Source organism: Methylobacterium sp. E-046 (genome assembly GCF_022829625.1).
Classification (GTDB): domain Bacteria; phylum Pseudomonadota; class Alphaproteobacteria; order Rhizobiales; family Beijerinckiaceae; genus Methylobacterium; species Methylobacterium longum.
This window is the reverse complement of the sequence record NZ_JAKSYP010000172.1, coordinates 86,034-105,610: the sequence shown is the minus strand read 5'-3', so window position 1 is coordinate 105,610 and position 19,577 is coordinate 86,034. Positions and strand designations below refer to the sequence as shown.

The 19,577-nt window shown below is 71.5% G+C and carries 21 protein-coding genes; 12 read left to right on the top strand and 9 right to left on the bottom strand.

Translation table 11 applies throughout. The features are described 5' to 3' along the window. Positions 1 to 119: 119 nt before the first annotated feature. Positions 120 to 1,361, top strand: a complete 1,242-nt coding sequence (gene hmpA, locus MKK82_RS16265; RefSeq protein WP_238286742.1) for an NO-inducible flavohemoprotein — start codon at positions 120 to 122, stop codon at positions 1,359 to 1,361. Positions 1,362 to 1,368: 7 nt separating this feature from the next. Here the strand turns inward: hmpA and MKK82_RS16260 are convergent, their stop codons facing one another. After that, positions 1,369 to 2,187 carry an AraC family transcriptional regulator gene (locus MKK82_RS16260; protein ID WP_238286743.1) on the bottom strand — a complete coding sequence of 273 codons (819 nt, stop codon included), beginning with the start codon at positions 2,185 to 2,187 and terminating at the stop codon, positions 1,369 to 1,371. A 62-nt stretch (positions 2,188 to 2,249) separates the two neighbouring features. Here MKK82_RS16260 and MKK82_RS16255 point away from each other — a divergent pair, with 62 nt between their 5' ends. Beyond that, entirely contained in the window at positions 2,250 to 3,446 is a 1,197-nt protein-coding gene (locus tag MKK82_RS16255) for an MFS transporter (protein WP_238286744.1), read from the top strand. 73 nt (positions 3,447 to 3,519) lie between these two features. Continuing rightward, positions 3,520 to 4,026, top strand: coding sequence for a GNAT family N-acetyltransferase (locus tag MKK82_RS16250; protein ID WP_238286745.1), 507 nt, complete (start codon positions 3,520 to 3,522; stop codon positions 4,024 to 4,026). On the opposite strand, the gene MKK82_RS16245 is transcribed toward MKK82_RS16250, so the two are convergent. Further along, positions 4,027 to 5,208 (bottom strand): multidrug effflux MFS transporter, encoded by a 1,182-nt coding sequence (locus tag MKK82_RS16245; RefSeq protein ID WP_238286746.1) that lies wholly within the window; start codon positions 5,206 to 5,208, stop codon positions 4,027 to 4,029. It abuts the gene before it with no gap. 142 nt (positions 5,209 to 5,350) lie between these two features. After that, positions 5,351 to 6,328, bottom strand: coding sequence for a c-type cytochrome (locus MKK82_RS16240; protein WP_238286747.1), 978 nt, complete (start codon positions 6,326 to 6,328; stop codon positions 5,351 to 5,353). A gap of 310 nt (positions 6,329 to 6,638) precedes the next feature. Between MKK82_RS16240 and MKK82_RS16235 the strand changes: the two genes are divergently transcribed. Further along, positions 6,639 to 7,382 (top strand): 3-deoxy-manno-octulosonate cytidylyltransferase, encoded by a 744-nt coding sequence (locus tag MKK82_RS16235; RefSeq protein ID WP_238286748.1) that lies wholly within the window; start codon positions 6,639 to 6,641, stop codon positions 7,380 to 7,382. Positions 7,383 to 7,405: 23 nt separating this feature from the next. Then, positions 7,406 to 8,263: a prephenate dehydratase gene (locus tag MKK82_RS16230; protein ID WP_238286749.1), complete on the top strand. Its 858-nt coding sequence runs from the start codon at positions 7,406 to 7,408 to the stop codon at positions 8,261 to 8,263. A gap of 7 nt (positions 8,264 to 8,270) precedes the next feature. Here MKK82_RS16230 and MKK82_RS16225 read toward each other — a convergent pair whose 3' ends face one another. Next, positions 8,271 to 8,996 carry a tyrosine-protein phosphatase gene (locus MKK82_RS16225; protein ID WP_238286750.1) on the bottom strand — a complete coding sequence of 242 codons (726 nt, stop codon included), beginning with the start codon at positions 8,994 to 8,996 and terminating at the stop codon, positions 8,271 to 8,273. A gap of 172 nt (positions 8,997 to 9,168) precedes the next feature. Between MKK82_RS16225 and MKK82_RS16220 the strand changes: the two genes are divergently transcribed. After that, positions 9,169 to 9,675 (top strand): GNAT family N-acetyltransferase, encoded by a 507-nt coding sequence (locus MKK82_RS16220; protein WP_238286751.1) that lies wholly within the window; start codon positions 9,169 to 9,171, stop codon positions 9,673 to 9,675. 123 nt (positions 9,676 to 9,798) lie between these two features. After that, the gene (gene ppa / locus MKK82_RS16215; RefSeq protein ID WP_238286752.1) at positions 9,799 to 10,332 is read left to right on the top strand and encodes an inorganic diphosphatase; all 534 of its coding nucleotides are present in this window, start codon (positions 9,799 to 9,801) and stop codon (positions 10,330 to 10,332) included. A gap of 39 nt (positions 10,333 to 10,371) precedes the next feature. Here ppa and MKK82_RS16210 read toward each other — a convergent pair whose 3' ends face one another. Then, positions 10,372 to 10,905 carry a gamma carbonic anhydrase family protein gene (locus MKK82_RS16210; RefSeq protein WP_238286754.1) on the bottom strand — a complete coding sequence of 178 codons (534 nt, stop codon included), beginning with the start codon at positions 10,903 to 10,905 and terminating at the stop codon, positions 10,372 to 10,374. A gap of 237 nt (positions 10,906 to 11,142) precedes the next feature. Here MKK82_RS16210 and MKK82_RS16205 point away from each other — a divergent pair, with 237 nt between their 5' ends. Further along, positions 11,143 to 11,445 carry a hypothetical protein gene (locus tag MKK82_RS16205; RefSeq protein ID WP_238286755.1) on the top strand — a complete coding sequence of 101 codons (303 nt, stop codon included), beginning with the start codon at positions 11,143 to 11,145 and terminating at the stop codon, positions 11,443 to 11,445. A 135-nt stretch (positions 11,446 to 11,580) separates the two neighbouring features. Here MKK82_RS16205 and MKK82_RS16200 read toward each other — a convergent pair whose 3' ends face one another. Together MKK82_RS16200 and MKK82_RS16195 are read right to left on the bottom strand one after the other, a co-directional pair. After that, positions 11,581 to 11,745 (bottom strand): hypothetical protein, encoded by a 165-nt coding sequence (locus MKK82_RS16200; protein WP_238286758.1) that lies wholly within the window; start codon positions 11,743 to 11,745, stop codon positions 11,581 to 11,583. Positions 11,746 to 11,839: 94 nt separating this feature from the next. Continuing rightward, positions 11,840 to 12,355, bottom strand: a complete 516-nt coding sequence (locus MKK82_RS16195) for an META domain-containing protein (protein ID WP_238286760.1) — start codon at positions 12,353 to 12,355, stop codon at positions 11,840 to 11,842. 270 nt (positions 12,356 to 12,625) lie between these two features. Between MKK82_RS16195 and MKK82_RS16190 the strand changes: the two genes are divergently transcribed. The 4 genes from MKK82_RS16190 to MKK82_RS16175 all read left to right on the top strand — a co-directional run bounded on the left by MKK82_RS16190 (position 12,626) and on the right by MKK82_RS16175 (position 15,248). Beyond that, on the top strand, positions 12,626 to 12,901 hold the full coding sequence (locus MKK82_RS16190; protein WP_308445430.1) for a multiprotein-bridging factor 1 family protein: 276 nt from the start codon (positions 12,626 to 12,628) through the stop codon (positions 12,899 to 12,901). Positions 12,902 to 13,072: 171 nt separating this feature from the next. Then, complete coding sequence (locus MKK82_RS16185) at positions 13,073 to 13,810, top strand: PIG-L deacetylase family protein (protein ID WP_238286763.1); 738 nt, start codon at positions 13,073 to 13,075, stop codon at positions 13,808 to 13,810. Beyond that, positions 13,807 to 14,400, top strand: coding sequence for an SAM-dependent methyltransferase (locus MKK82_RS16180; RefSeq protein ID WP_238286766.1), 594 nt, complete (start codon positions 13,807 to 13,809; stop codon positions 14,398 to 14,400). Before MKK82_RS16185 ends, MKK82_RS16180 begins: the two co-directional genes overlap by 4 nt. Then, positions 14,397 to 15,248, top strand: coding sequence for a glycosyltransferase family 2 protein (locus MKK82_RS16175; protein WP_238286767.1), 852 nt, complete (start codon positions 14,397 to 14,399; stop codon positions 15,246 to 15,248). Before MKK82_RS16180 ends, MKK82_RS16175 begins: the two co-directional genes overlap by 4 nt. 217 nt (positions 15,249 to 15,465) lie before the next feature. Here MKK82_RS16175 and MKK82_RS16170 read toward each other — a convergent pair whose 3' ends face one another. Together MKK82_RS16170 and MKK82_RS16165 are read right to left on the bottom strand one after the other, a co-directional pair. Then, positions 15,466 to 16,437: an HpcH/HpaI aldolase/citrate lyase family protein gene (locus MKK82_RS16170; RefSeq protein WP_238286768.1), complete on the bottom strand. Its 972-nt coding sequence runs from the start codon at positions 16,435 to 16,437 to the stop codon at positions 15,466 to 15,468. A 193-nt stretch (positions 16,438 to 16,630) separates the two neighbouring features. Further along, positions 16,631 to 19,381, bottom strand: a complete 2,751-nt coding sequence (locus tag MKK82_RS16165) for a phosphoenolpyruvate carboxylase (protein ID WP_238286769.1) — start codon at positions 19,379 to 19,381, stop codon at positions 16,631 to 16,633. Positions 19,382 to 19,577: the final 196 nt, after the last annotated feature.

The window sequence follows — 19,577 nt, the reverse complement described above, 5'->3', positions numbered from 1 at the left end:
ATGGCGGGCACCACCGTCGACCCGGTGACAGATGTCGTATCCATAAGATGTATTCTGCTTGCACCTTTTCGAGGGCCGCGCTAAAAGATGCATGTCAGATACACCTTTAGAGCTGTGACATGCCCGCTCCGCTGTCCCCCGCCACCATCAGCCTCATCAAGGCCACCGTACCGGCCCTGGAGGCCCACGGCCTCACCATCACGAAGCGCATGTACGAGCGCCTCTTCGCGGATCCGGCGATGCGCGACCTCTTCAACCAGTCCCACCACGGCGAGACCGGTTCGCAGCCGAAGGCCCTGGCCCAGGCCGTGCTCGCCTACGCCCGCAACATCGACAATCTGAGTGTCCTGGCGGGCGCGGTGGAACGGATCGCGCAGAAGCACGTCGCGCTGAACATCCTGCCGGAGCACTATCCCTTCGTGGCCGACGCCCTGCTCGGCGCGATCGGGGACGTGCTCGGCGAGGCCGCCACGCCCGAGATCGCCACCGCCTGGGGGGAGGCCTACTGGTTCCTGGCGGAGCTGCTGATCGGCCGGGAGGCCGCGATCTACCGCGACCACGCCGGCAAGCCCGGCGGCTGGAACGGCTGGCGCGACTTCGTGGTCGAGAGCGTCGCGCTGGAGAGCGAGACGATCCGCTCCTTCGTCCTGGTTCCCGCCGATGGCGGTCCGGTGCTGCGGCATCGGCCGGGACAGTATCTCGGCTTTCTCCTGGATCTGCCGGGCCGCGGCGTGCTGAAGCGGAACTACTCGATCTCCTGCGCGCCGAGCGACCGGGCCTACCGCATCACCGTCAAGCGCGAGGTCGCGCCGGGTCGCCCGGCCGGAATCGCCTCGAACTGGCTGCACGACCACGCCCGGCCCGGCACCGTGTTGAAGGTGGCCGCGCCCGCGGGCGACTTCGCCCTCGACGGGCAGAGCGACGAACCCGTGGTGCTGGTCAGCGGCGGCGTCGGGCTGACACCGATGATGAGCATGCTGGAGACGATCGCGACGGCCAGCCCGGACCGGCCGACCTGGTACGTCCACGGGGCCCTGTTCGGCCGCGTGCACGCCCTGCGCGATCACGCCCGGACGCTCGCGACGCGGGCCGGCAACACGAAGCTCGCGACCTTCTACGCGGCGCCCGAACCCGCGGATCGGCACGGCGAGGATTACGACGTTCAGGGCCTGATCACGGCGGACTGGCTGGTGCAGAACACGCCGCACGACCGCGCGACCTACTACCTCTGCGGTCCCAAGCCGTTCCTGCGGGATCTCGTCACCGGGCTGGCGCGCCACGGCGTCCCGACCGAGCGGGTGAAGTTCGAGTTCTTCGGGCCGGCTGACGACCTCGTCGAGGAACCCCGCCAAGCGGCCTAGACGGCGCTCACGCGGCCCCGTCGCCACGGGGCGGGCGCTCCGGACCGAGCACCCGCGCCACGGTCGTCCGCAGGGCCTGCGCGCTCCGATACCCGACGGCCGCCGCGACCGCCCGCGGCGGCCGGCCCTCGGCCGCCAGGGCCAGCGCCCGGATCACCCGGGCCCGGGCCCGCCAATCGCCGAAGCTCAGGCCCGTCTCCGCGCGGAAACCACGCGTCAGGGTCCGCCGGCTCGCCCCGGCGCGGTCGGCCCAGGCATCGAGATCCGACGCCTGGGCCGGATCCTCGATAATCCCCAGGCAGACCCGGCGCAGGCGCGGGTCGCGCGGCAGCGGCAGGGTCAGAGGCGTCGCGGGGGCGCGGCCGATCTCGTCGAGCACGAGGGCGGCGAGATGGCCGCCGCGGCCGTCCTGATCGTACAGCACCGGCTCTTCCGCCAGCGCGGCCAGCGCGGCGGCGAGCAGCGGCGACACCGCGATGACCCGGCAGCCCGTCGGGAAGTCCGCGACGGTATCGGGGTCGAGGTAGGCCGAGCACATCGCCACAGCGCCGTGCGTCGCCACCGCGTGGGGCAGGCGCGGCGGGATCCAGAGGGCGTGGCCCTCGGGCACGACCCAGGTCCCGTCCTCGGCGGACGCCATCATCAGGCCGGTGGTGGCGTAGAGGAGTTGCGCCCGCGGATGGAAATGCCGGTCGAGCCTCATCCCGGCCGCGTAGGCCTTCGGCATCACCGCGACGGCGCGGGGCACGTCCTGATAGTCGGCGGCATTCGTGGAACGCCCGTCGGGACGCGCCAGGCCCGGGGAGATTGGCCCGTTCGCATTCATATCCGGCCCGACACCTCCATCGGGTCAGGCTATCAGGGTCCGATCCCGGAGGATACGCCGCGATGGATTCGGACACGCTGTCCCGCCGTACCCTGCGCTTCGTCAACGTCGCGCACGCCCTCGACCATTTCGTACTGCTGATCTACCCGACCGCGGTCATCGCCATCGCGGTGCAGACGGGCCTGGGCTACGGCGAGCTGATCGGGCTCGCCACCGGCGCCTTCGTAGCCTTCGGCCTGTGCTCGCTGCCGATGGGCTCGCTCGCCGACCGGTTCGGGCGGCGCAACATGCTGGCCCTGTTCTTCTTCGGCTACGGCCTGTCCTGCCTCGGCGTGGCGAGCGCCTCGACGCCGCTGGGATTCGCCGTCTGGCTCTGCGTGCTCGGGCTCGCCTCGGCGATCTACCACCCGGTCGGCTCGGCCATGCTGGTGACCCATGCCCGCCGGCTCGGCCGTGATCTCGGCATCAACGGGGTCTGGGGCAATTTCGGCGCGGCCTCGGCGTCCGGTATCACGGCGTTGCTCGCGGCGACCGCCGGGTGGCGCGCGGCCTTCGTGGTGCCGGGCCTCGTCTGCCTCGCCTGCGGGGCCGCCTTCGTGGCGATGGTGCCGGACGACGGCGAGGCTTCGGCCAAGAAGGCCGGCGGCGCGGCCGTGATCCCGGTGACCCGTCCCTGGGCGCTGATGGCGATGTTCGGCCTGTCGATCTTCGCGGGCGGCCTGACCTTCAACCTGACCACGATCAGCCTGCCTAAGGTGATCGACGAGGGCATCGGCCACGCCCTGCCGCTGGCGCTCATCGGCTCCCTCACCACCGGGGTGTTCCTGTTCGGCGCCCTGATGCAGCTCGCCATGGGCCGCCTGATCGACCGCTACAGCCTGCCGTCGCTGTTCGTGGCGCTCTCGGTGCTGCAGCCGCTGGGCCTGGGGATCGCCGCCCTCTCCACCGGCCTGCCGCTGCTGGCCGGGCTCGTGCTCGCCATGACGGCGATCTACGGACAGGTGGTGATCAACGACGCGATGATCGCCCGCTACGTGCCGCCCGCCTATCGGGCCCGGGCGTACAGCGTGCGCTACTTCGTGGGCTTCACGGCGAGCGGCTTCGTGGTGCCGGCCATCGCGCTGCTCCACGATCGGGGCGGGTTCGCTCTGGTCCTCGGCGTCGCCTCCGCCTGCGGGGCGGTGATCTGGCTCTCAGCCGTCGGCTTCCTGAAGCTGACGCAGGGCGGCGCGCGACCCGGGCTCGCGGCGGCGGAGTAGCGCCGTGGTTTGCGGGTCGGGGCCGACGCTGCTACGCGGCGCCGGTCCGATCGGCATCATCCCCTGAACCCCCGTGACCGCTTTGTCCCTCGTCATCCGGCCCGAGCGGCCGGAGGATGCCCCCGCCATCGAGCGCCTCCAGGCCCGCGCCTTCGGCCCCGGGCGCTTCGCCCGCACCGCCTATCGCCTGCGCGAGGGGGCGGACGAGCGGATGGATCTCGGCGTCACCGCCTCGGTGGGCAGCTTTCTGGTCGGCTCGGTGCGGATGGGTCCGGTGCGGACCGGGGCCACGCCCTTCGTGATGCTGGGGCCCCTGGCGGTCGATCCGAGCTTCGAGGGCCGCGGCATCGGCGGCACCCTGACTCGCGCGGCGATCGAGGCGGCGCGGCAGGCTGGCGACGGGCTGGTCATCCTCGTGGGGGACGCACCCTATTACGCACGGTTCGGCTTCACCGTCGTGCCGCCCGGGCGCCTGAGCCTGCCGGGCCCGGTCGATCCCGCGCGGCTCCTGTGGCTGGAACTCAGCCCCGGCTTCGGTGCGGGCGCGGCCGGCCTCGTCGAGGCGGTGCGCGCCGGATGATCATGCCCGACGCAGGGCCAGCGCGGCGATCAGCCCGGCCGCGAGCAGCGCCAGCGCCACGGGCGTGGCCGAGGTCGCGGGCCACGCGGAGGCGGCGGCGGTGAACACCGCCCCGAAGGTCATCTGCGTGAAGCCGTAGAGGCTGGAGGCGGAGCCCGCCGCGTGGGGATCGACGTTCATCAGGCCGGCCACCGCGTTGGGGCTGAGCAGGCCGACGCCCACCGCGTAGGCGAAGAGCGGCACGATCAGGCTGACGACGCCGAGCATCCCGGTCCGGTCTACCACCAGCAGCGCCAGCGCGGCCGCGATGCAGAGGAGGTTGCCGCTCCGCGCCGCCCTGCGGATCGGCACCCGCGCGGCCAGCCGGCTCGCCAGCACCGCGCCGCCGACCATGCCGAACACCACGATCAGGCAATCGAACCCCACCTCCTGCGAGGAGCGGCCGAGCCGGTCCACGAGCAGGAACGGCGCCACCGCCAGGAAGGCGTAAAGGCTGGTTCCGCCGCAGGCCCCCGCCACCAGATAGGCGCGGAACACCGGAACCCGCACCAGCCGGAGATAGCCCGCCAGCACCGCCACGACGCCCGGCAGCGCCACCTTGTGCCGGTTGGTCTCGGGCAGCGTGAACACCACCAGGGCGCCCAGCACGGCGACGAGGGCGGCGAGCACCACGAAGACGGCGCGCCAGCCGAAGGCCTCGTTCACCACGCCGCCGATCGCGGGCGCCAGGGCCGGCGTGAGCGTCATCGCGGTGGTCAGGATCGCGAGCTTCCGGGCCGCGTCCTCGCGGGTGGAGACGTCGCGCACCATGGCCCGGCCGATCACCAGCGAGCCGCAGGCGCCGAGCGACTGCAGGACGCGGGCGACCAGCAGCACGCCGACGTTCGGCGCGGGGATCGCGAGCAGCAGGCCGGCGAGGTAGAGGCCGAGGCCGCCAATCAGGATCGGGCGCCGACCGTAGCGGTCCGAGAGCGGGCCGTAGAGGAGCTGCCCGCCCGCGAGGCCGACGAGGTAGACGGTGATGGTGAGTTGCGCGCCCGCCGCGTTGGTCCCCAGGTCGGCCGCAACGGCGGCGAGCGCCGGCACGAAGATGTGCAGGGCGACCGTGCCCGTCATGGTGACGGCGACCAGAAGCGGCAGGGGCGCCCGGCGCTCGCCCGCTTCGCGACTTCGCTCTGGCAAGAGCCTTCCTTCGCGGTTCCTCGACCCCGACGGACGACGGGTCACGGCCGCTCTTAGGCAAAGGCCGGGCCCAGAGCCATGCCGCCGGGGCGCACCCACCCCGGGGCGTTCGCGGGACGGCGGGCTCCTTTGCCCGTTCGGACTACTCCTTCGGGGTCGGCAGCGGCGCGTTCAGATCCTTGGTCGGAACACCGACCTCGAGATCCTTCGCCCGGTCGACGGCCTCCGGATTGGCCTTGGCCGCAGGCTCCTTGGCGGCCGGGGCCGACGGCGCGGTCGGCTCCGCGGGGATCACGCTCGACGGCGTGCCCTGCTGGTCGCCGTCATGGGCGTTGGCCGGCGGCGTCGGCGCGTTGCGGTCGCTCGACTCGCTGGGCGCCCGCGGGCTGCCGGGGGACTTCTCCTCGACGGGCTTGGCGGTGCTGGTATCGGCAGGCTTGGCGGGGCTGTCCTTGCCCTCCGACGGCTTCGACGCCGCAGGCTTGTCGGCGGTCGGCTTCTCAGCGGCGGGCTTCTCGGGGGCAGCCGCGGGCTTGTCCTCAGGCTTGGCCGCCGCGGGCGTGGCGGCGGGCGCGTCGCCCTTCTCGACGGCGGGCAGCGGCTTGGGATCATCCGCGTTCGAGCGCAGGTAGGCGATGACGTTGGCGCGCTCCTGCGGCGAGGCGATGCCCGCGAAGGCCATCTTGGTGCCCTTCACGTAGCCCTTCGGGTTGGTGAGGAACGCGTCCAGATCCTCGTAGGTCCAGGCGCCGCCCTTCTCCTTCAGGGCCGCCGAGTACTCGAAGCCCGCATGGCCGCCCTTCGGACGCTCCACGACGCCGTAGAGATCCGGGCCCACCTTGTTGGGGCCGCCCTTCTCGAAGGCGTGGCAGGCGTGGCAGGCCTTGGTGCCGGCCTCGCCCTTCTCGGCGTTGGCGCTGGCGAGGCGGACCGCGATCGGCTCGACCTTGGCCTCCGGCGCCGCGGCGGCGGCCTGGGGCTCCGGCTCGGGCAGGTCGTAGCCGGCTTTGCCCGCCGGTCGCGGGTGGTAGATCAATTCGGCCACGAACCCCGATCCAGCCGCGAACAGCAGGGCGCCGAGGACGGCACCCAGGACCTTGTTCACCTCGAATGAGTTCATGCTCTTCTCACGACTCGGCCGGGCCCGACGCGCGCCTGACACGGGCCAGCAGACTCGGACGCCGGACATTGGAAGATTTCGAGGTTGCCTTAGCCGTTCCCGGCGGTTCCTGACAATGCCGAGAGCGCCATCCGCGTCGCTCAGGCGCAGGATTGTTTCACCGAATTGCCCAGCTTGTCACCGGCCGCCCCGCGATCCGGCCTGTCCGACCCGGCCGGGGCCGGGGGACGACAACCGGGGGCGGGCCTGTTAAGCAGCCGCCCGCCGCCTGGCGCGACCGCCGGGTTCGCGTGCCCAGGCCTGAAGTCCCATGTCCGATCCCCTGGTCTTGATCCCGGCCCGCCTCGCCGCGACGCGCCTGCCCCGTAAGCCCCTGGCCGACATCGCCGGGGAGGCCATGATCGTGCATGTCTGGCGCCGCGCCGTGGAGGCCGGCATCGGCCCGGTCGTCGTGGCGACCGACACGGACGAGATCGCCCGGGCCGTCGAGGCGGTCGGCGGCCTCGCCGTCATGACCCGCGCCGACCATCCGTCCGGCTCCGACCGCCTCGCCGAGGCGCTGGAGATCGTCGATCCGGAGGGCCGGCACGACGTGGTGGTCAACGTACAGGGCGATCTGCCCACCATCGATCCGGCGATCATCGGCGCCTCCGTCCTGCCACTGGCCGACCGCACCGTCGACATCGTCACCCTGTGCGCGCCGATCACCGATCCGCACGAGGCGGACAACCCGAACGTGGTCAAGCTCGTGGGCCACGCGGTCGGCCCGGGGCGCCTGCGCGCGCTCTACTTCACCCGGTCGCGCGCGCCCTGGGGCGATGGCCCGCTCTGGCATCATATCGGCCTCTACGCCTACCGGCGGACCGCGCTGAGCCGGTTCGTCGCCCTGCCGCCGGGCGAGTTGGAGGTGCGGGAGAAGCTGGAGCAGCTCCGCGCGCTCGAAGCCGGCATGCGCATCGACGCCGTCATCGTCGACGACCTGCCGCTGGGCGTCGACACTCCCGCCGACCTGGAGCGCGCCCGCGCCCTGCTCCAGGGCCGGCGCCTGAACTGACTCCCAGACGAAACCCGACCGCCATGACAGACCGCACGATCGCCTATCAGGGTGAGCCCGGGGCCAACTCGCACATCATCTGCGCGGAGGCCTATCCGGACTGGACCCCGCTGCCCTGCGCGACCTTCGAGGACGCCTTCGCGGCGGTCACCGAGGGCCGGGCCCAGCGGGCGATGATCCCGATCGAGAACTCCATCGCGGGCCGGGTCGCCGACATCCATCACCTGATCCCGCTCTCGCCGCTGCACATCGTGGCCGAGCACTTCCTGCCGATCCACTTCCAGCTGATGGTCCTGCCGGGCACGGGGATCGAGGCTCTGCGCAGCGTCCACAGCCACATCCACGCGCTCGGCCAGTGCCGCCGGATCATCCGCCGCCTGGGGCTGAAGGCCGTGGTGGCCGGCGACACCGCCGGGGCGGCCCGCGAGGTCGCCGAGATCGGCGACCCGAGCCGGGCCGCGCTGGCGCCCGCGCTCGCCGCCGAGGTCTACGGCCTCGACATCCTGGAGCGCGACGTCGAGGACGAGGTGCACAACACGACCCGGTTCGTGGTGTTCTCCCCCGAGGCCGAGCCGGTCGCCCAGGGGACCCAGGCCTGCGTGACGAGCTTCGTGTTCCGCGTCCGCAACATCCCGGCGGCCCTCTACAAGGCCCTCGGCGGCTTCGCGACCAACGGCGTCAACATGTCGAAGCTCGAGAGCTACATGATGGACGGTGAGTTCACGGCCACGCAGTTCTACGCCGAGGTGGACGGCCACCCGGAGGATCCCGGCCTCGCCCGCGCGCTCGACGAGCTCGGCTTCTTCTCCCGCGAGCTGCGGGTGATCGGCACCTACCCGGCCCACCCGTTCCGGGAGGCCGCGCGTCCGGCGGCGGAGTAGGCCCCGCCTACTCCCGCCGCATCAGCCGGTCGACGGCCAGATCCGACCAGAAGCCCGGCCGGAAGTCGCGCTTGAGCGCCTCCGGGTCGTAAAGGGTCTCGACCCAGGTCAGGAAGTCGATCCCCTTGGCCTCGCCCTCGACGCGGTAGCGGACGAAGAACGCGTCGAGGATGCCGGTCTTGGCGAAGCGGAGATGGCCGTAGCGGGCCGAGAGCTGCCGGGCGGCCTCGGCGACCGGGCGGCCCTCGTGCAGGATCAGGTACAGGGCCGAGGCGAGGCCGGCCCGGTCGGCGCCCGACTTGCAGTGCATCACCGCCGGATACGCGATGCCGTCGAAGAACGCCTTGGCCCTCAGGATGGTATCCCGGTCCGGCGCCTCCCGGGAGCGCAGCACGAACTCCTTCAGGATCAGGCCGTTGCGCTCGCAGGCCTCCCGCTGGAGCGGCCAGGACCCGTGCTCGCGTCCGCCGCGCAGGGAGATAATCGTCCGCACGCCCTCGGCGCGGAACCGGGCGAGCTGGTGCGGACCGGGCTGGGCCGATCGCCAGAGCGCGCCCGAGCCGACCCGGTGGCGGTTGAGGTAGACCAGCCGGAACACGCCGTGGTCCATCAGCAGCATGTTGGCCCAGGCCTTCAGCCGGTCGCCGGGGCCCGCGATCGGCCGCTCGAAGCGGGCGATCCGCGCCATGCGCCGCGCGTAGCGCGTCTCGGGCTTGAGGAAGCGGTTGAACACGGCGGTGCTGCCAAGGGGAGGAGCGCGGGCTCTACCAGCCGTCCGGGAGGCCGGCAATTCGCGGCTGCGGGGACGCGGCGCCGATCTTGCCTTCACTCCGCCCGGATCGGCATCGAACCTGGGCGGGCCGCACGGGTTGTACGCCGGTCGGACGACGGGAGGCCCGAAGCCCATGAGCACGCGCACCACGAGCATCCGCCGGGCCCGCGAGGCCGACATCGGCGGCTTGTCCAAGGTGTTCGATGCCGCGTGGCGCGAGGCTTATCGCGGGATCATCCCGGGCGTCGCCCTGGAACGCCTGATCGCGGACCGCGACCGCGCTTGGTGGCGCGGCGCCCTGCGCCGCGGGCGGCCCGTGGCCGTGGTGGAGACCGGCGACCTGCTGGTCGGCTACGCGTCCTACGGCCGGGCCCGCAGCCGAGCTCTCGGTACCGAGGCCGAGATCGACGAACTGTACCTGCTGCCGGAGTACCAGGGCATCGGCCTCGGCCGGCGCCTGTTCCGGGCCGTGCGGAACGACCTCGCGGACCATGGCCTGACCCGGCTCGGCGTCTGGAGCCTCGCGGACAACGACCGCGCCGGCGCGTTCTACGAGGGCCTCGGAGGCCGGCCGGGCCCGCAGGCCCTCGACCGCCTGGCGGGCATCGCGCTCCCGAAGGTCGGCTACATCTTCGGCTGAATCGTCGGCTGACGTTTTCCAGCGCTCGTTGCCGAGCCGCAACGTCGACAGATTTGCAATGCCGGGCCGCGCCTCTAAGAGGTCCTGGAAGCGGAGCTGACCGCGTTCCGGGACCGATACGCCATGAAGATCGACGCCATTCCGCTCGGCAAGAAGCCGCCCCACGACGTCAACGTGATCGTGGAGGTGCCGCTCGGCGGCGAACCGATCAAGTACGAGATGGACAAGGAGTCCGGCGCGCTGGTCGTCGACCGGTTCCTGTACACGCCGATGTTCTATCCCGGCAATTACGGCTTCATCCCCCACACCCTGTCGGGCGACGGCGATCCCTGCGACGTGCTGGTGGCCAACACCCGCGCGGTGCTGCCGGGGGCGATCATCAGCGCGCGCCCCGTGGGCGTGATGGTGATGCAGGACGAGGGGGGCGAGGACGAGAAGGTCATCGCGGTGCCGTCGCGCCACCTGACGAAGCGCTACGACCGCGTGGAGAATTACACCGACCTCCCCGACATCACCATCCAACAGATCCAGCACTTCTTCGAGCACTACAAGGATCTGGAGCCCGGCAAGTGGGTCAAGTTCGTCCGCTGGGGCGACAAGGAGGAGGCTCACCGGCTGATCGAGGAAGCGATCGAGCGGGCCAAGGCCAAGAAGTAGGCGACCCGGCCGCTCCCGCCCGGGGGCGGCCGTTCCGCTTCAGCCGTCGATCCGACGCAGCCCGGCCCGGTAGCGCCGGGCGTTCTCGACGTAGCGCAGGGCGGCCTGTCGCAAGCCCGCGACCGCCTCCTCGTCGAGAGTGCGCACCGCCCGCGCGGGCGCCCCGACGATCAGGCTGTGATCCGGGAAGGTCTTGCCCTCCGTGATCAGCGCGTTGGCCCCGACGAGGCAGCCGCGGCCGATCACGGCGCCGTTGAGCACCGTCGCGCCCATGCCGATCAGGCTGCCGTCGCCGATCGTGCAGCCGTGGACGATCGCCCCGTGGCCCACGGTGACGTCCGACCCGATGCTGACGGGGAAACCGGGATCGACGTGCATGATCACGCCTTCCTGCACGTTCGTCCTGTCGCCGATCCGGATCGGCTCGTTGTCGCCGCGCAGGGCCGAACCGAACCAGATGCCGACGTCGAGGCCGAGATGGATGCGGCCGATCACCTGCGCGTCGGGCGCGATCCAGACCCGGTCGGGATCGGCAAGCTGCGGCACGTATTCGTCGAGGGCGTAGAGCGGCATGATTGGCTTCCGTGGGCTCGCATCCGTAGGCATGCGCGCGCGGGCTTCCGGCGGCTCCGGGCCCCGCGACGGGATCGGATCGCACGATCCTGTCGCGGGAATGGCACAGGCATCGGCAGCCTGCCAATGCTAACAGCGTACGCGAAGCGGCAAACGACCCGACAGGCGTCACCGCGCCCCCGGACGGGCGCGCCGGCCCTGTCCTCCGGTACGGCCGCGGCAACCGGATTGAGGCGGATGCGGCGGCTCTCGGTATCGATCTGCCCTCCGCGTGCCCTGGGCGTTCTGGTCCTCTCGGGCCTCCTGCTGGCGCAGGCCGCGGCGGCGGACCTGCACGCGGCGCGACCCGGATTCAGCGGCTTCCGGGCGACCTGCGAGGATCTCGGCACCTTCTGCTTCGCCGACGGCTGCGGGGCAGATCAGATCGACGCGGAGCAGAAGTGCCGGGCTCGCTGCCCGAGCGCCGCGATCATGAGCGTCGTACCGTCCGCCTGCCGCCGGGCGACGCCGGGAGCCATCGTGCTGCGCAACCGGGGCTGAGCGGCGGAGCGGCCGCGATCAGGTCCCGCCGCGTCCGGGAACAAACCCCTCGCCAGCGGCCGCGCCGTGCAGGAATCGGCGCTCGCCCGTCGGGACGCAGAACGACGCGGGCTCCACCAAGCCCCGCCGGAGGCGTCACGACGCGAGGCGGACGACCAAGAGCAGCGTCGCCAGCACGGGGACGGCGGCGGCGAGCCAGAGGGCTCCCGGATGGAAGCTCTCCGGCCCGGTGAACCGGAGCGAGCGCGTCACGCCGGGGCGCAACGGTTGCCCTCGCCCGATTCCGATCCCGACTGGCATCCGCGGCCTCCCCGATACCCGGGGAGTGAGGCCCGACCTCCGTCAAAGCCTTCTGAATCCGCGGCCGCCTTCGTGCGGCGTGGTGAACCGGCCCTTAAAGGGCGCGGTCGAACTTGAGTTCGCCGTTCGGGCTCTTCAGGACGAGCTGCGAGCCGACCAGATCCCACACGGCCGCGGTCCGCAGCGCGACGAAGAAGGCCTGCTCGACCGAGGCGAGCCCCTTGTCGCAGCTCTTCTTCGTCAGCGCGAGCGGGCCGACCGCGATGTGCTGCTCCTTGAGCGGGAAGGCGGTGGCCGCGAAGGTGTTGCAGCCGCCGTAGCCACGGGCGCGATACTGCTTGTCGATGATGAAGCTGGGCCGGTCGCCGCCCGTGAACGGCTTGCCGTTGAGGCTCACGGCCGTCCAGGTCGAGTCGAGCGGGAAGATCTTCTCGCTGGCCTTTGCGCCCGGCACGTACTGAGGCTTCTTCTCGTCCTCACCACCGGGACGGCGGTTGCCGCGGCCGAAGCCGGTCGGAGCCCCGCCCATCTGAGCCTGCGCCTGCGTCGCCGCGGACAGGTCTGCGGCCAATACGGCGCAGGCCAAGGTCGCGATCAGCACCCCTCTCATCGTTCAGTCCCCATCTCGCGCTCAGTGCTCGGCTCAGAACCCAGGTCGGGGGATGCAGCGCCGCGGCGCATGCCGGCCCTGCGCGGAGGCCGCCCCGAATCCATGCGCCTCAGCGGATGCGACAGGAATTCAGCACAATTATGGTCGTGCGGTCCCGCGACGGGTTTGGAAACGATCGGGCGGGAGCGCCGTTATCTGACATCGCGGGTCGGGAGGGTGATGTTGGTCGGATCTGACGAAGGCGCGCAGAGCGGCGCGAGCGGACCGGCGATGAGTCCGGCCCAGTCGCGGGCGGCCCGGGGCCTGCTCGGCTGGTCCGAAGCCGATCTCGCCGCCAAGGTCGGCGTCGACGAGAAGCTGGTGCGCGATTTTGAAGGCGGCTACGGCGATCCGCCGAGCGGGCAGATCGAGGCTCTGCGGAGCGCGATGACCACCGCCGGTGCCGTGTTCACCGACGCTCCGAATGCCGGGGTCCATTTGAGCGAGCGCCGCGGCGCCGACGAGGGAACCCGTCTCGGCGCCCTGACCACCGAGAACGACCGGTAGCGGCGGCGCGGTCGGCCGGTCGCGCCGCTCATGGCGCGTTCAGGCGCCGGAGCCGATAGCGGGCGGATCGACCTGCCTTCCGTTCCGGGAGCGATCCGTGACCGAGCCATTCCGCCGCGCCTCCCACGCCTGCGCGTCTCCCGCGCCCGCGACGGTAGCGGCGTCACGTTGATGCGTGCCGACGCCTTTCTCGCCGCCGCCGACAGGTTGCCGGTCGCGAGCCTCGACGATCTGGCGGGACCCGGTGGCCTCGTGGTCGTCGCCCCGCACCCCGATGACGAGAGCCTGGGCTGCGGCGGCCTGATCGCTGCGGCGCGGGCGGCCGGGCGGCGCGTGCACCTGATCGTGGTCAGCGACGGTTGCGGGTCCCACACGCAGTCCCGCCTGTACCCGCCCGAGGCCTTGCGCGCGCTGCGCGAGGCCGAGACCCTGCGGGCCGCGGCGATCCTCGGTCTCCGTCCGGAAGATATCACCTTCCTGCGCCTGCCCGATGCCCATGTGCCGAGCGCCGGGCCCTCCGCCGAGGCGGCCGCCGAATCGGTCGCGCAGGCGGCCTCCCGGTGCGGTGCGGGCGCGGTGTTCGTGACGTGGCGGCACGATCCCCATTGCGACCACAGGGCTGCGGCCCTCATCGTTGCGCTGGCCCGTCCCCGCATGCCGGGTGTGCGGGTCTATGAATATCCGGTCTGGGGCTGGACCCTGCCCCCCGAGACCGAGGTCGGCCCGGAGCCGGCCGGCCTGCGCCTCGACGTCTCCGCGCAGCGCGGAACCAAGGCCCGGGCGGTCGCCGCGCACGAATCCCAGACCACCAACCTGATCGCGGACGATCCGCAGGGCTTCCGTCTGGAGCCCGCGATGATCGACCGGCTCTGCGGCCCCTACGAGCGCTTCGTGGCGGTACCGGCATGAGCCGGCGCACCGAGACCGTGCCGGATGATTATTTCGCCGGCATCTACGCCAGCGAAGCCGATCCCTGGCGCTTCACGACCTCGCCCTACGAGCGCGACAAGTACGCGGCGACGCTCGCATCCCTGCCGCGGGCGCGCTACCGCGCCGCCTTCGAGCCGGCCTGCTCGATCGGCGTCTTCACCCACGCCTTGTCGGAGCGGTGCGACCACCTGCTCGCGACCGACCCCGTCGCGACGGCCGTGCGGGCCGCGCAGGCCCGTTGCGCCGACCGACCCCATGTCGAGATCCGCCGGGGGGGCGTGCCGGCCGACTGGCCCGAGGGCCGGTTCGACCTGATCGTGCTGTCCGAGTTCCTGTACTTCCTCGCGCCGGAGGATCTCGCCACGCTGGTGCGCCGGGTCGGGGGAGCGGTCGAGCCCGGCGGCGACATCGTGCTGGTGCACTGGCTCGGGGAGACCGATTACCCGCACTCGGGCGACGGGGCCGCCGAGGGTTTCATCGGGTTGGCCGCACCCTTCGCCCGGGTCCTGCACCAGTCTCGGACACCCGAATACCGGATCGACCTGCTGCGCGCAGGGACCGCGCCGTGAGCACGGCGGTCATCACCCTCAACAAGGGCCGGCGCCCGCATCTGACGCGCCTGCTCGAAGGGCTCGGGCGGGGCGCGCCGCCGGATGCCGGCATCGTCGTGGAGATGGGCGGGGACGACGCGCCCCTGCCCGCCCTGCCCTTCCCGGTGAAGCGCGTCCCGTTCCCGCATCCCGGCCTGCCGCTGGCGGCGGCGCGCAATGCCGGCCGCCGGGCGGCCACGGCCGACACGCTGATCTTCCTCGACGTGGATTGCATCCCGTCTGCGGGGCTCGTCGCCGGCCTGTCGCGGGCGGTGGCCGAGCAGGACGGCTTGATCTGCTGCGAGATCGGCTACCTACCGGCCGGAGCGGTCACGGACGGCTGGCAGGAGACCGATCTGGAGCGGCTGGGGCAGCCACACCCGGTGCGGACGTTCCCACCGGCGGACGCGGTTGCGCCCGCGCCGCAGCCCGGCCTGTTCTGGTCGCTCGCCTTCGCGGTACGCGCCGCCACCTACGACCGTCTCGGCGGCTTCGACGAGAATTTTACGGGCTACGGGGCCGAGGATACCGACCTCGCCTTCCGGGCCGACGCGGCGGGGGTCCCGATCCTGTTCCTCGGCGGCCCGCGGGCCTATCACCAGCACCATCCGGGCTACGACCCGCCGCTCCAGCATTTTCGCGACATCGTGGCCAACGCCACGCGGTTTCATGCCCGACACGGCCTCTGGCCGATGGACGGCTGGCTCGACGGATTCGCTCGGCTGGGGCTGATCGATGCGGACAGGTCCGGGGGGATCATGGTCCGGCGTGGTCCGACGCCCGAGGAAATGGCGGCGGCACGGCTACCGGACGAGCGGCCGCTCTGACGGGATTGCGGCGCGGCCGGTGATCCGGGTCGCGACGCGCTCGTTCTTCCGCGCCGGCTGCGGCGCGCACAGATCTCCTTTAGGAACAGGCACTCTCTGCTCCGCACGCCCCGCCCTCCCCCTCTGCGGGGGAGGGCGAGCGTCGCGGCTTCGCAAGCTCGTCTCCGCTGATGGAGGCGTGTGGATCCGGCAGCCCTCCCGGGAAGGGAGAGAACGCTCACGCCTTCATGGCATTGGCCTTCTCGATCAGTGCCTCAGCCATGCGGATCGACGCGATGTCGATGAGGCGCCCATCCAGCGAGACGGCGCCGCGGCCCGCCTTGGCGGCCTCTTCCATGGCCTCCAGGATGCGGCGGGCCTTGGTGACCTCGGCCTCGGACGGGGTGAAGACCTCGTTGGCGAGATCGATCTGCGACGGGTGGATCGCCCACTTGCCTTCGAATCCGAGGGCGGCGCAGCGCCGGGCCGCCGAGCGGTAGCCATCGGGATCCGAGAAGTCGCCGAACGGTCCGTCGATCGGACGGAGGCCGTAGGCGCGGCAGGCCACCAGCATGCGGTTCTGGGCGAACAGCCACGGATCCTGCCAGTGGGTCTGGCGGTTGCCGGCCTCGTCCTTGTCGGTGAGCACCGAGAAGTCCGGGTTCACGCCGCCGATCACCGTGGAGCGGGCGCGGGTCGAGGCGGCGTAGTCGGCCACGCCGAAGGACATCGCCTCCAGACGCTTCGACGACTGGGCGATCGCCTCGACATTGGCCATGCCGAGCGCCGTCTCGATCAGCACCTCGAAGCCGATCTGCTTGTCGCGCTTCTTGGCCTGCTCGATCTGCGTGACCAGCACGTCGATCGCGTAGACGTCGGCCGGCACGCCGACCTTGGGGATCAGCACCATGTCGAGGCGCGGGCAGGCTTCGACGATGTCGACCACGTCACGATACATGTAGTGCGTGTCGAGACCATTGATGCGGATCATCATGGTCTTGCTGCCCCAATCCAGGTCGTTGAGCGCCTGGATGATATTGGTGCGGGCCTTCTCCTTGTCGTCGGGGGCGACCGCGTCCTCGAGGTCGAGGAAGATCACGTCCGCCGCCGAGGAGGCCGACTTCTCCATGAAGGTCGGGTTCGAGCCGGGGACGGCGAGTTCGGACCGGTGCAGGCGCGGCTTGGCCTGCTGGATCAGGGTGAAACTCATGGATGTTCCTCTCTCTGTGTGTCGGTTCTGATGCCGTTGCGGGGTAGGACCCGCCCAGCGGTGAAGATGGCGCTCGCGTCGCGTGGCGACAGGGCGCACGGCGGCGTTTCAGAGGGCGTCCTCAGCTCGCAACACCTGCGCGCGCCCTTCCCCGGCAAGGCAGAGGGCCTGCGCGTGCGGGTGCCCGATCGCCTCATCCCGTCGCCCCGAAACCGACCGCGATGCAGTTGATCGACAGGAGCAGGGCCGACTTGACCGCTTCGCGCCGGTCCTCGTCGGTCTCGGCGCGGTACCGGGCGAGCAGTTCGACCTGCTCGCGGCCGACCTGGTTGATGGTCGGCAACCGGCCCTTCAGGCGGTCGCGGAACAAGGGGAAGCGCTCGGCCAGGTCGGTGCCGCCGCTCACCCGCAGGACCATCTCCCGGGTGAGCGCGTATTCGGCCTCGATCATGCCGAAGATCCGGTCCCGGACGCCGGCATCCGGCACCAGGCCGGCATAGGCGCGGGCGATGTCGAGATCGACCATCATCAGGGTCTTCTCGACCTCATCGAGGACGAGGCGCAGCACCCGGGATTCCTGGAACAGCCGCTTGAGCGTCGCCTCGCCCTCCCGGCCGCGCACGTCGAGGAAGCTCGCCAGCCCCGAGCCGACCCCGTACCAGCCGGTGATCACGTGCCGGTTCTGGGACCACGCGAACACCCACGGGATCGCCCGCAGGTCCGAGAGCGAGCGTGCGCCGAAACGCCGGGCCGGACGCGAGCCGATGTTCAGGAGCGCGATCTCGTCGAGCGGGCTCGCGGCCTGGAAGTAGTCGACGAGGCCGTCGGTCTGGAGAAGCTGGACATAGGCGGCCCGGGACGCACCGGCCAGGGCCTCCAGGGCGTCGTCGTGGCCGGGCCCCGCCCGCTCACCGTCGCCGGCCAGCGCGTGCTCGAACACCGAGGCCGCCAGCAGCTCCATCTGGTAGGCGGCGGTGCCGCGGTTGGCGTACTTGAACGAGACGACCTCGCCCTGCTCCGTGGTGCGGAACCGGCCGCGGATCGAGCCCGGCGGCTGGGCCATGATGCCCCGGTGGGTCGGGACGCCGCCGCGGCTCACCGAGCCGCCGCGCCCGTGGAAGAAGGCGATCCCGACGCCGAGTTCCTCCCCCAGCCGGGTCAGCTTGCTCTGCGCCTTGTACAGCTCCCAGTTGGCGGCGACGAAGCCACCGTCCTTGTTGGAGTCGGAGTAGCCGATCATCACCTCCTGCACCCCGCCCTGCCAGCGGGTGGAGCGGCGCACGACCGGCACGTTGAGCAGCGCCCGCATGATCGCCGGAGCGGCGCGCAGGTCGTCGATCGTCTCGAACAGCGGCACGATCGGCAGCGGGCAGATCTCGGTGCCGGCCGCATCGAGGAACACCCCCGCCTCCTTGGCGAGCAAGTAGGCGCCCAGCACGTCCTCCACCGAACGGGTCATCGACAGCACGAAGGCGCCGAACGCCTCGCGATCGAGGGCCTCGCGCATCTCGGCGACCAGGGCGAAGGTGGCGAGCGTCTCCCGCGCGGCGTCGGGCAGATCCTCGAACGACCGCTCCGGATCGCGCGGCCGGGCCAGTTCCGTGTCGAGCCACTGGCGCCACCCGGCCGAGCCGAGGGCCGGCGGTTCGCCTTCGCCGTTGCGCTGGCGCCAGAGGGCGTGGAGCGTATCGGTGGTCCGGGTCGTGTTCTCGCGCAGGTCCAGGCGGACCGTCGAGAACCGGAAGATCTCCACCATCCGCCGAACGGGCCGGACCAGGTCGCGGGCGAGCGCCGCGCACTTGGCCTCCGCCAAGCCGCGCTCCAGAACGCGCAGGTCTTCGATCAGCCCGTCCGCGCTGGCGTAGTCGGGGCCGGACGGGTGCTCGCCCTCGTTTCGGGCGATCGTCGCCTCGATCTTGCGCGAGACGCAGCTCAGGTACTGGCGGTAGGGCTCGCCGGGATTGCGCCGGGTGATCGCCCGCTCCTGCCCGCTCTCGGCGAGTTGCCGATCGAGTTCCGCGCGGAAACTTTCCGGGAGCGGCAGGGAGCGCTCGGTGAGCGACAGGGTCCGGCCCAGCTCGCGCACGCCATCCTGGTAGCGGGTGAGCGAGGCCAGCGCGTTGCGGTGGAGGGTCTGCCGAGTCACCGCGGCCGTCACGTAGGGATTGCCGTCCCGGTCACCCCCGATCCAAGACCCGAACTGGAAGAAGGGCGGCACTTTGAAGTCCGTGCCCGGATAGGTCTCGGCGAGCGTCTCCTCCAGGGTCTCCAGAGTCTCGGGCAGCATCTCGAACAGGGTCTCGTCGAAGAAATGCAGCCCCCAGGCCACCTCCCGCTCGACGGTCGCCTTCTCCAGATGCAGTTCGCCCGTCATCCAGACCAGCTCGATCTGGTCGCGCAGCTCGTTCATGAGCCCGTTGCGCTCACGATCGGTCCAGCGCGGCATCTCCAGCTCGCGCAGCACGAGGTAAATCCGCCGGAACTTCTCGAGGACCGTCACCCGCTTGCCCTCGGTCGGATGGGCGGTGAGCGTCGGCCGGATGCGCAGATCGCTGAGCAGCGCCTGGATCTTCTCAGGGGGCACCCCCTGCTTGCGGGCGTCGGAAAAAACCTTGGCGAAGGAGCCGCCGAGCGCGGCACGGCCCTCCGTGCGCTCCACGTGGCGACGGCGGCGCATCGCGGCGTTCTGCTCGGCGATGGAGATCAGCTGGAACCAGATGCCCTGCACCTGCAGGGCACGCGCCAGCATCTGCGGCGAGAAACGCGAGATGTCGGCCGTGCCGTGCAGCACCGCCTCAAGGTCGGGATCGTGACGGCGGGCGACGTCGAGCAGCGCCTGGAACAGGATGTCCAGCGCCTGCTCCGACGACGTGCCGACGATCACCGGCGGCGCGAAGGCCGTGGCATCGACGAGGCCGGGGGTTGCATGAAGGGTACGGGTCATAGGGCCACCTCGTGGCACAGGGTACTTCCAGGGGTCGGCGCGACGCACCCGCCCTTCCCCTCTGCGGGGACGGGTGGCCACTGCGTCAGCAGCGGTCGGGAGAGGGGGGCGCCCTGTCCGGAGAGGTCGCGACGGGAGCCGAAGCCCGCACCGTCGCGCTGCCCCTCTCCCGCCCCGCCTCCGCGGGGTCCCCTCC

Bases quoted from the DNA above. Each gene is read 5' to 3' on its own strand.
- MKK82_RS16260 (WP_238286743.1), bottom strand. From the start codon at position 2,187: ATGAATGCGAACGGGCCAATCTCCCCGGGCCTGGCGCGTCCCGACGGG.
- MKK82_RS16240 (WP_238286747.1), bottom strand. From the start codon at position 6,328: ATGAACTCATTCGAGGTGAACAAGGTCCTGGGTGCCGTCCTCGGCGCC.
- MKK82_RS16180 (WP_238286766.1), top strand. From the start codon at position 13,807: ATGAGCCGGCGCACCGAGACCGTGCCGGATGATTATTTCGCCGGCATC.
- MKK82_RS16235 (WP_238286748.1), top strand. From the start codon at position 6,639: ATGTCCGATCCCCTGGTCTTGATCCCGGCCCGCCTCGCCGCGACGCGC.
- MKK82_RS16200 (WP_238286758.1), bottom strand. From the start codon at position 11,745: ATGCCAGTCGGGATCGGAATCGGGCGAGGGCAACCGTTGCGCCCCGGC.
- MKK82_RS16220 (WP_238286751.1), top strand. From the start codon at position 9,169: ATGAGCACGCGCACCACGAGCATCCGCCGGGCCCGCGAGGCCGACATC.
- ppa (WP_238286752.1), top strand. From the start codon at position 9,799: ATGAAGATCGACGCCATTCCGCTCGGCAAGAAGCCGCCCCACGACGTC.
- MKK82_RS16210 (WP_238286754.1), bottom strand. From the start codon at position 10,905: ATGCCGCTCTACGCCCTCGACGAATACGTGCCGCAGCTTGCCGATCCC.
- MKK82_RS16190 (WP_308445430.1), top strand. From the start codon at position 12,626: ATGAGTCCGGCCCAGTCGCGGGCGGCCCGGGGCCTGCTCGGCTGGTCC.
- MKK82_RS16205 (WP_238286755.1), top strand. From the start codon at position 11,143: ATGCGGCGGCTCTCGGTATCGATCTGCCCTCCGCGTGCCCTGGGCGTT.
- MKK82_RS16165 (WP_238286769.1), bottom strand. From the start codon at position 19,381: ATGACCCGTACCCTTCATGCAACCCCCGGCCTCGTCGATGCCACGGCC.
- MKK82_RS16255 (WP_238286744.1), top strand. From the start codon at position 2,250: ATGGATTCGGACACGCTGTCCCGCCGTACCCTGCGCTTCGTCAACGTC.
- MKK82_RS16195 (WP_238286760.1), bottom strand. From the start codon at position 12,355: ATGAGAGGGGTGCTGATCGCGACCTTGGCCTGCGCCGTATTGGCCGCA.
- MKK82_RS16170 (WP_238286768.1), bottom strand. From the start codon at position 16,437: ATGAGTTTCACCCTGATCCAGCAGGCCAAGCCGCGCCTGCACCGGTCC.
- MKK82_RS16230 (WP_238286749.1), top strand. From the start codon at position 7,406: ATGACAGACCGCACGATCGCCTATCAGGGTGAGCCCGGGGCCAACTCG.
- MKK82_RS16185 (WP_238286763.1), top strand. From the start codon at position 13,073: ATGCGTGCCGACGCCTTTCTCGCCGCCGCCGACAGGTTGCCGGTCGCG.
- hmpA (WP_238286742.1), top strand. From the start codon at position 120: ATGCCCGCTCCGCTGTCCCCCGCCACCATCAGCCTCATCAAGGCCACC.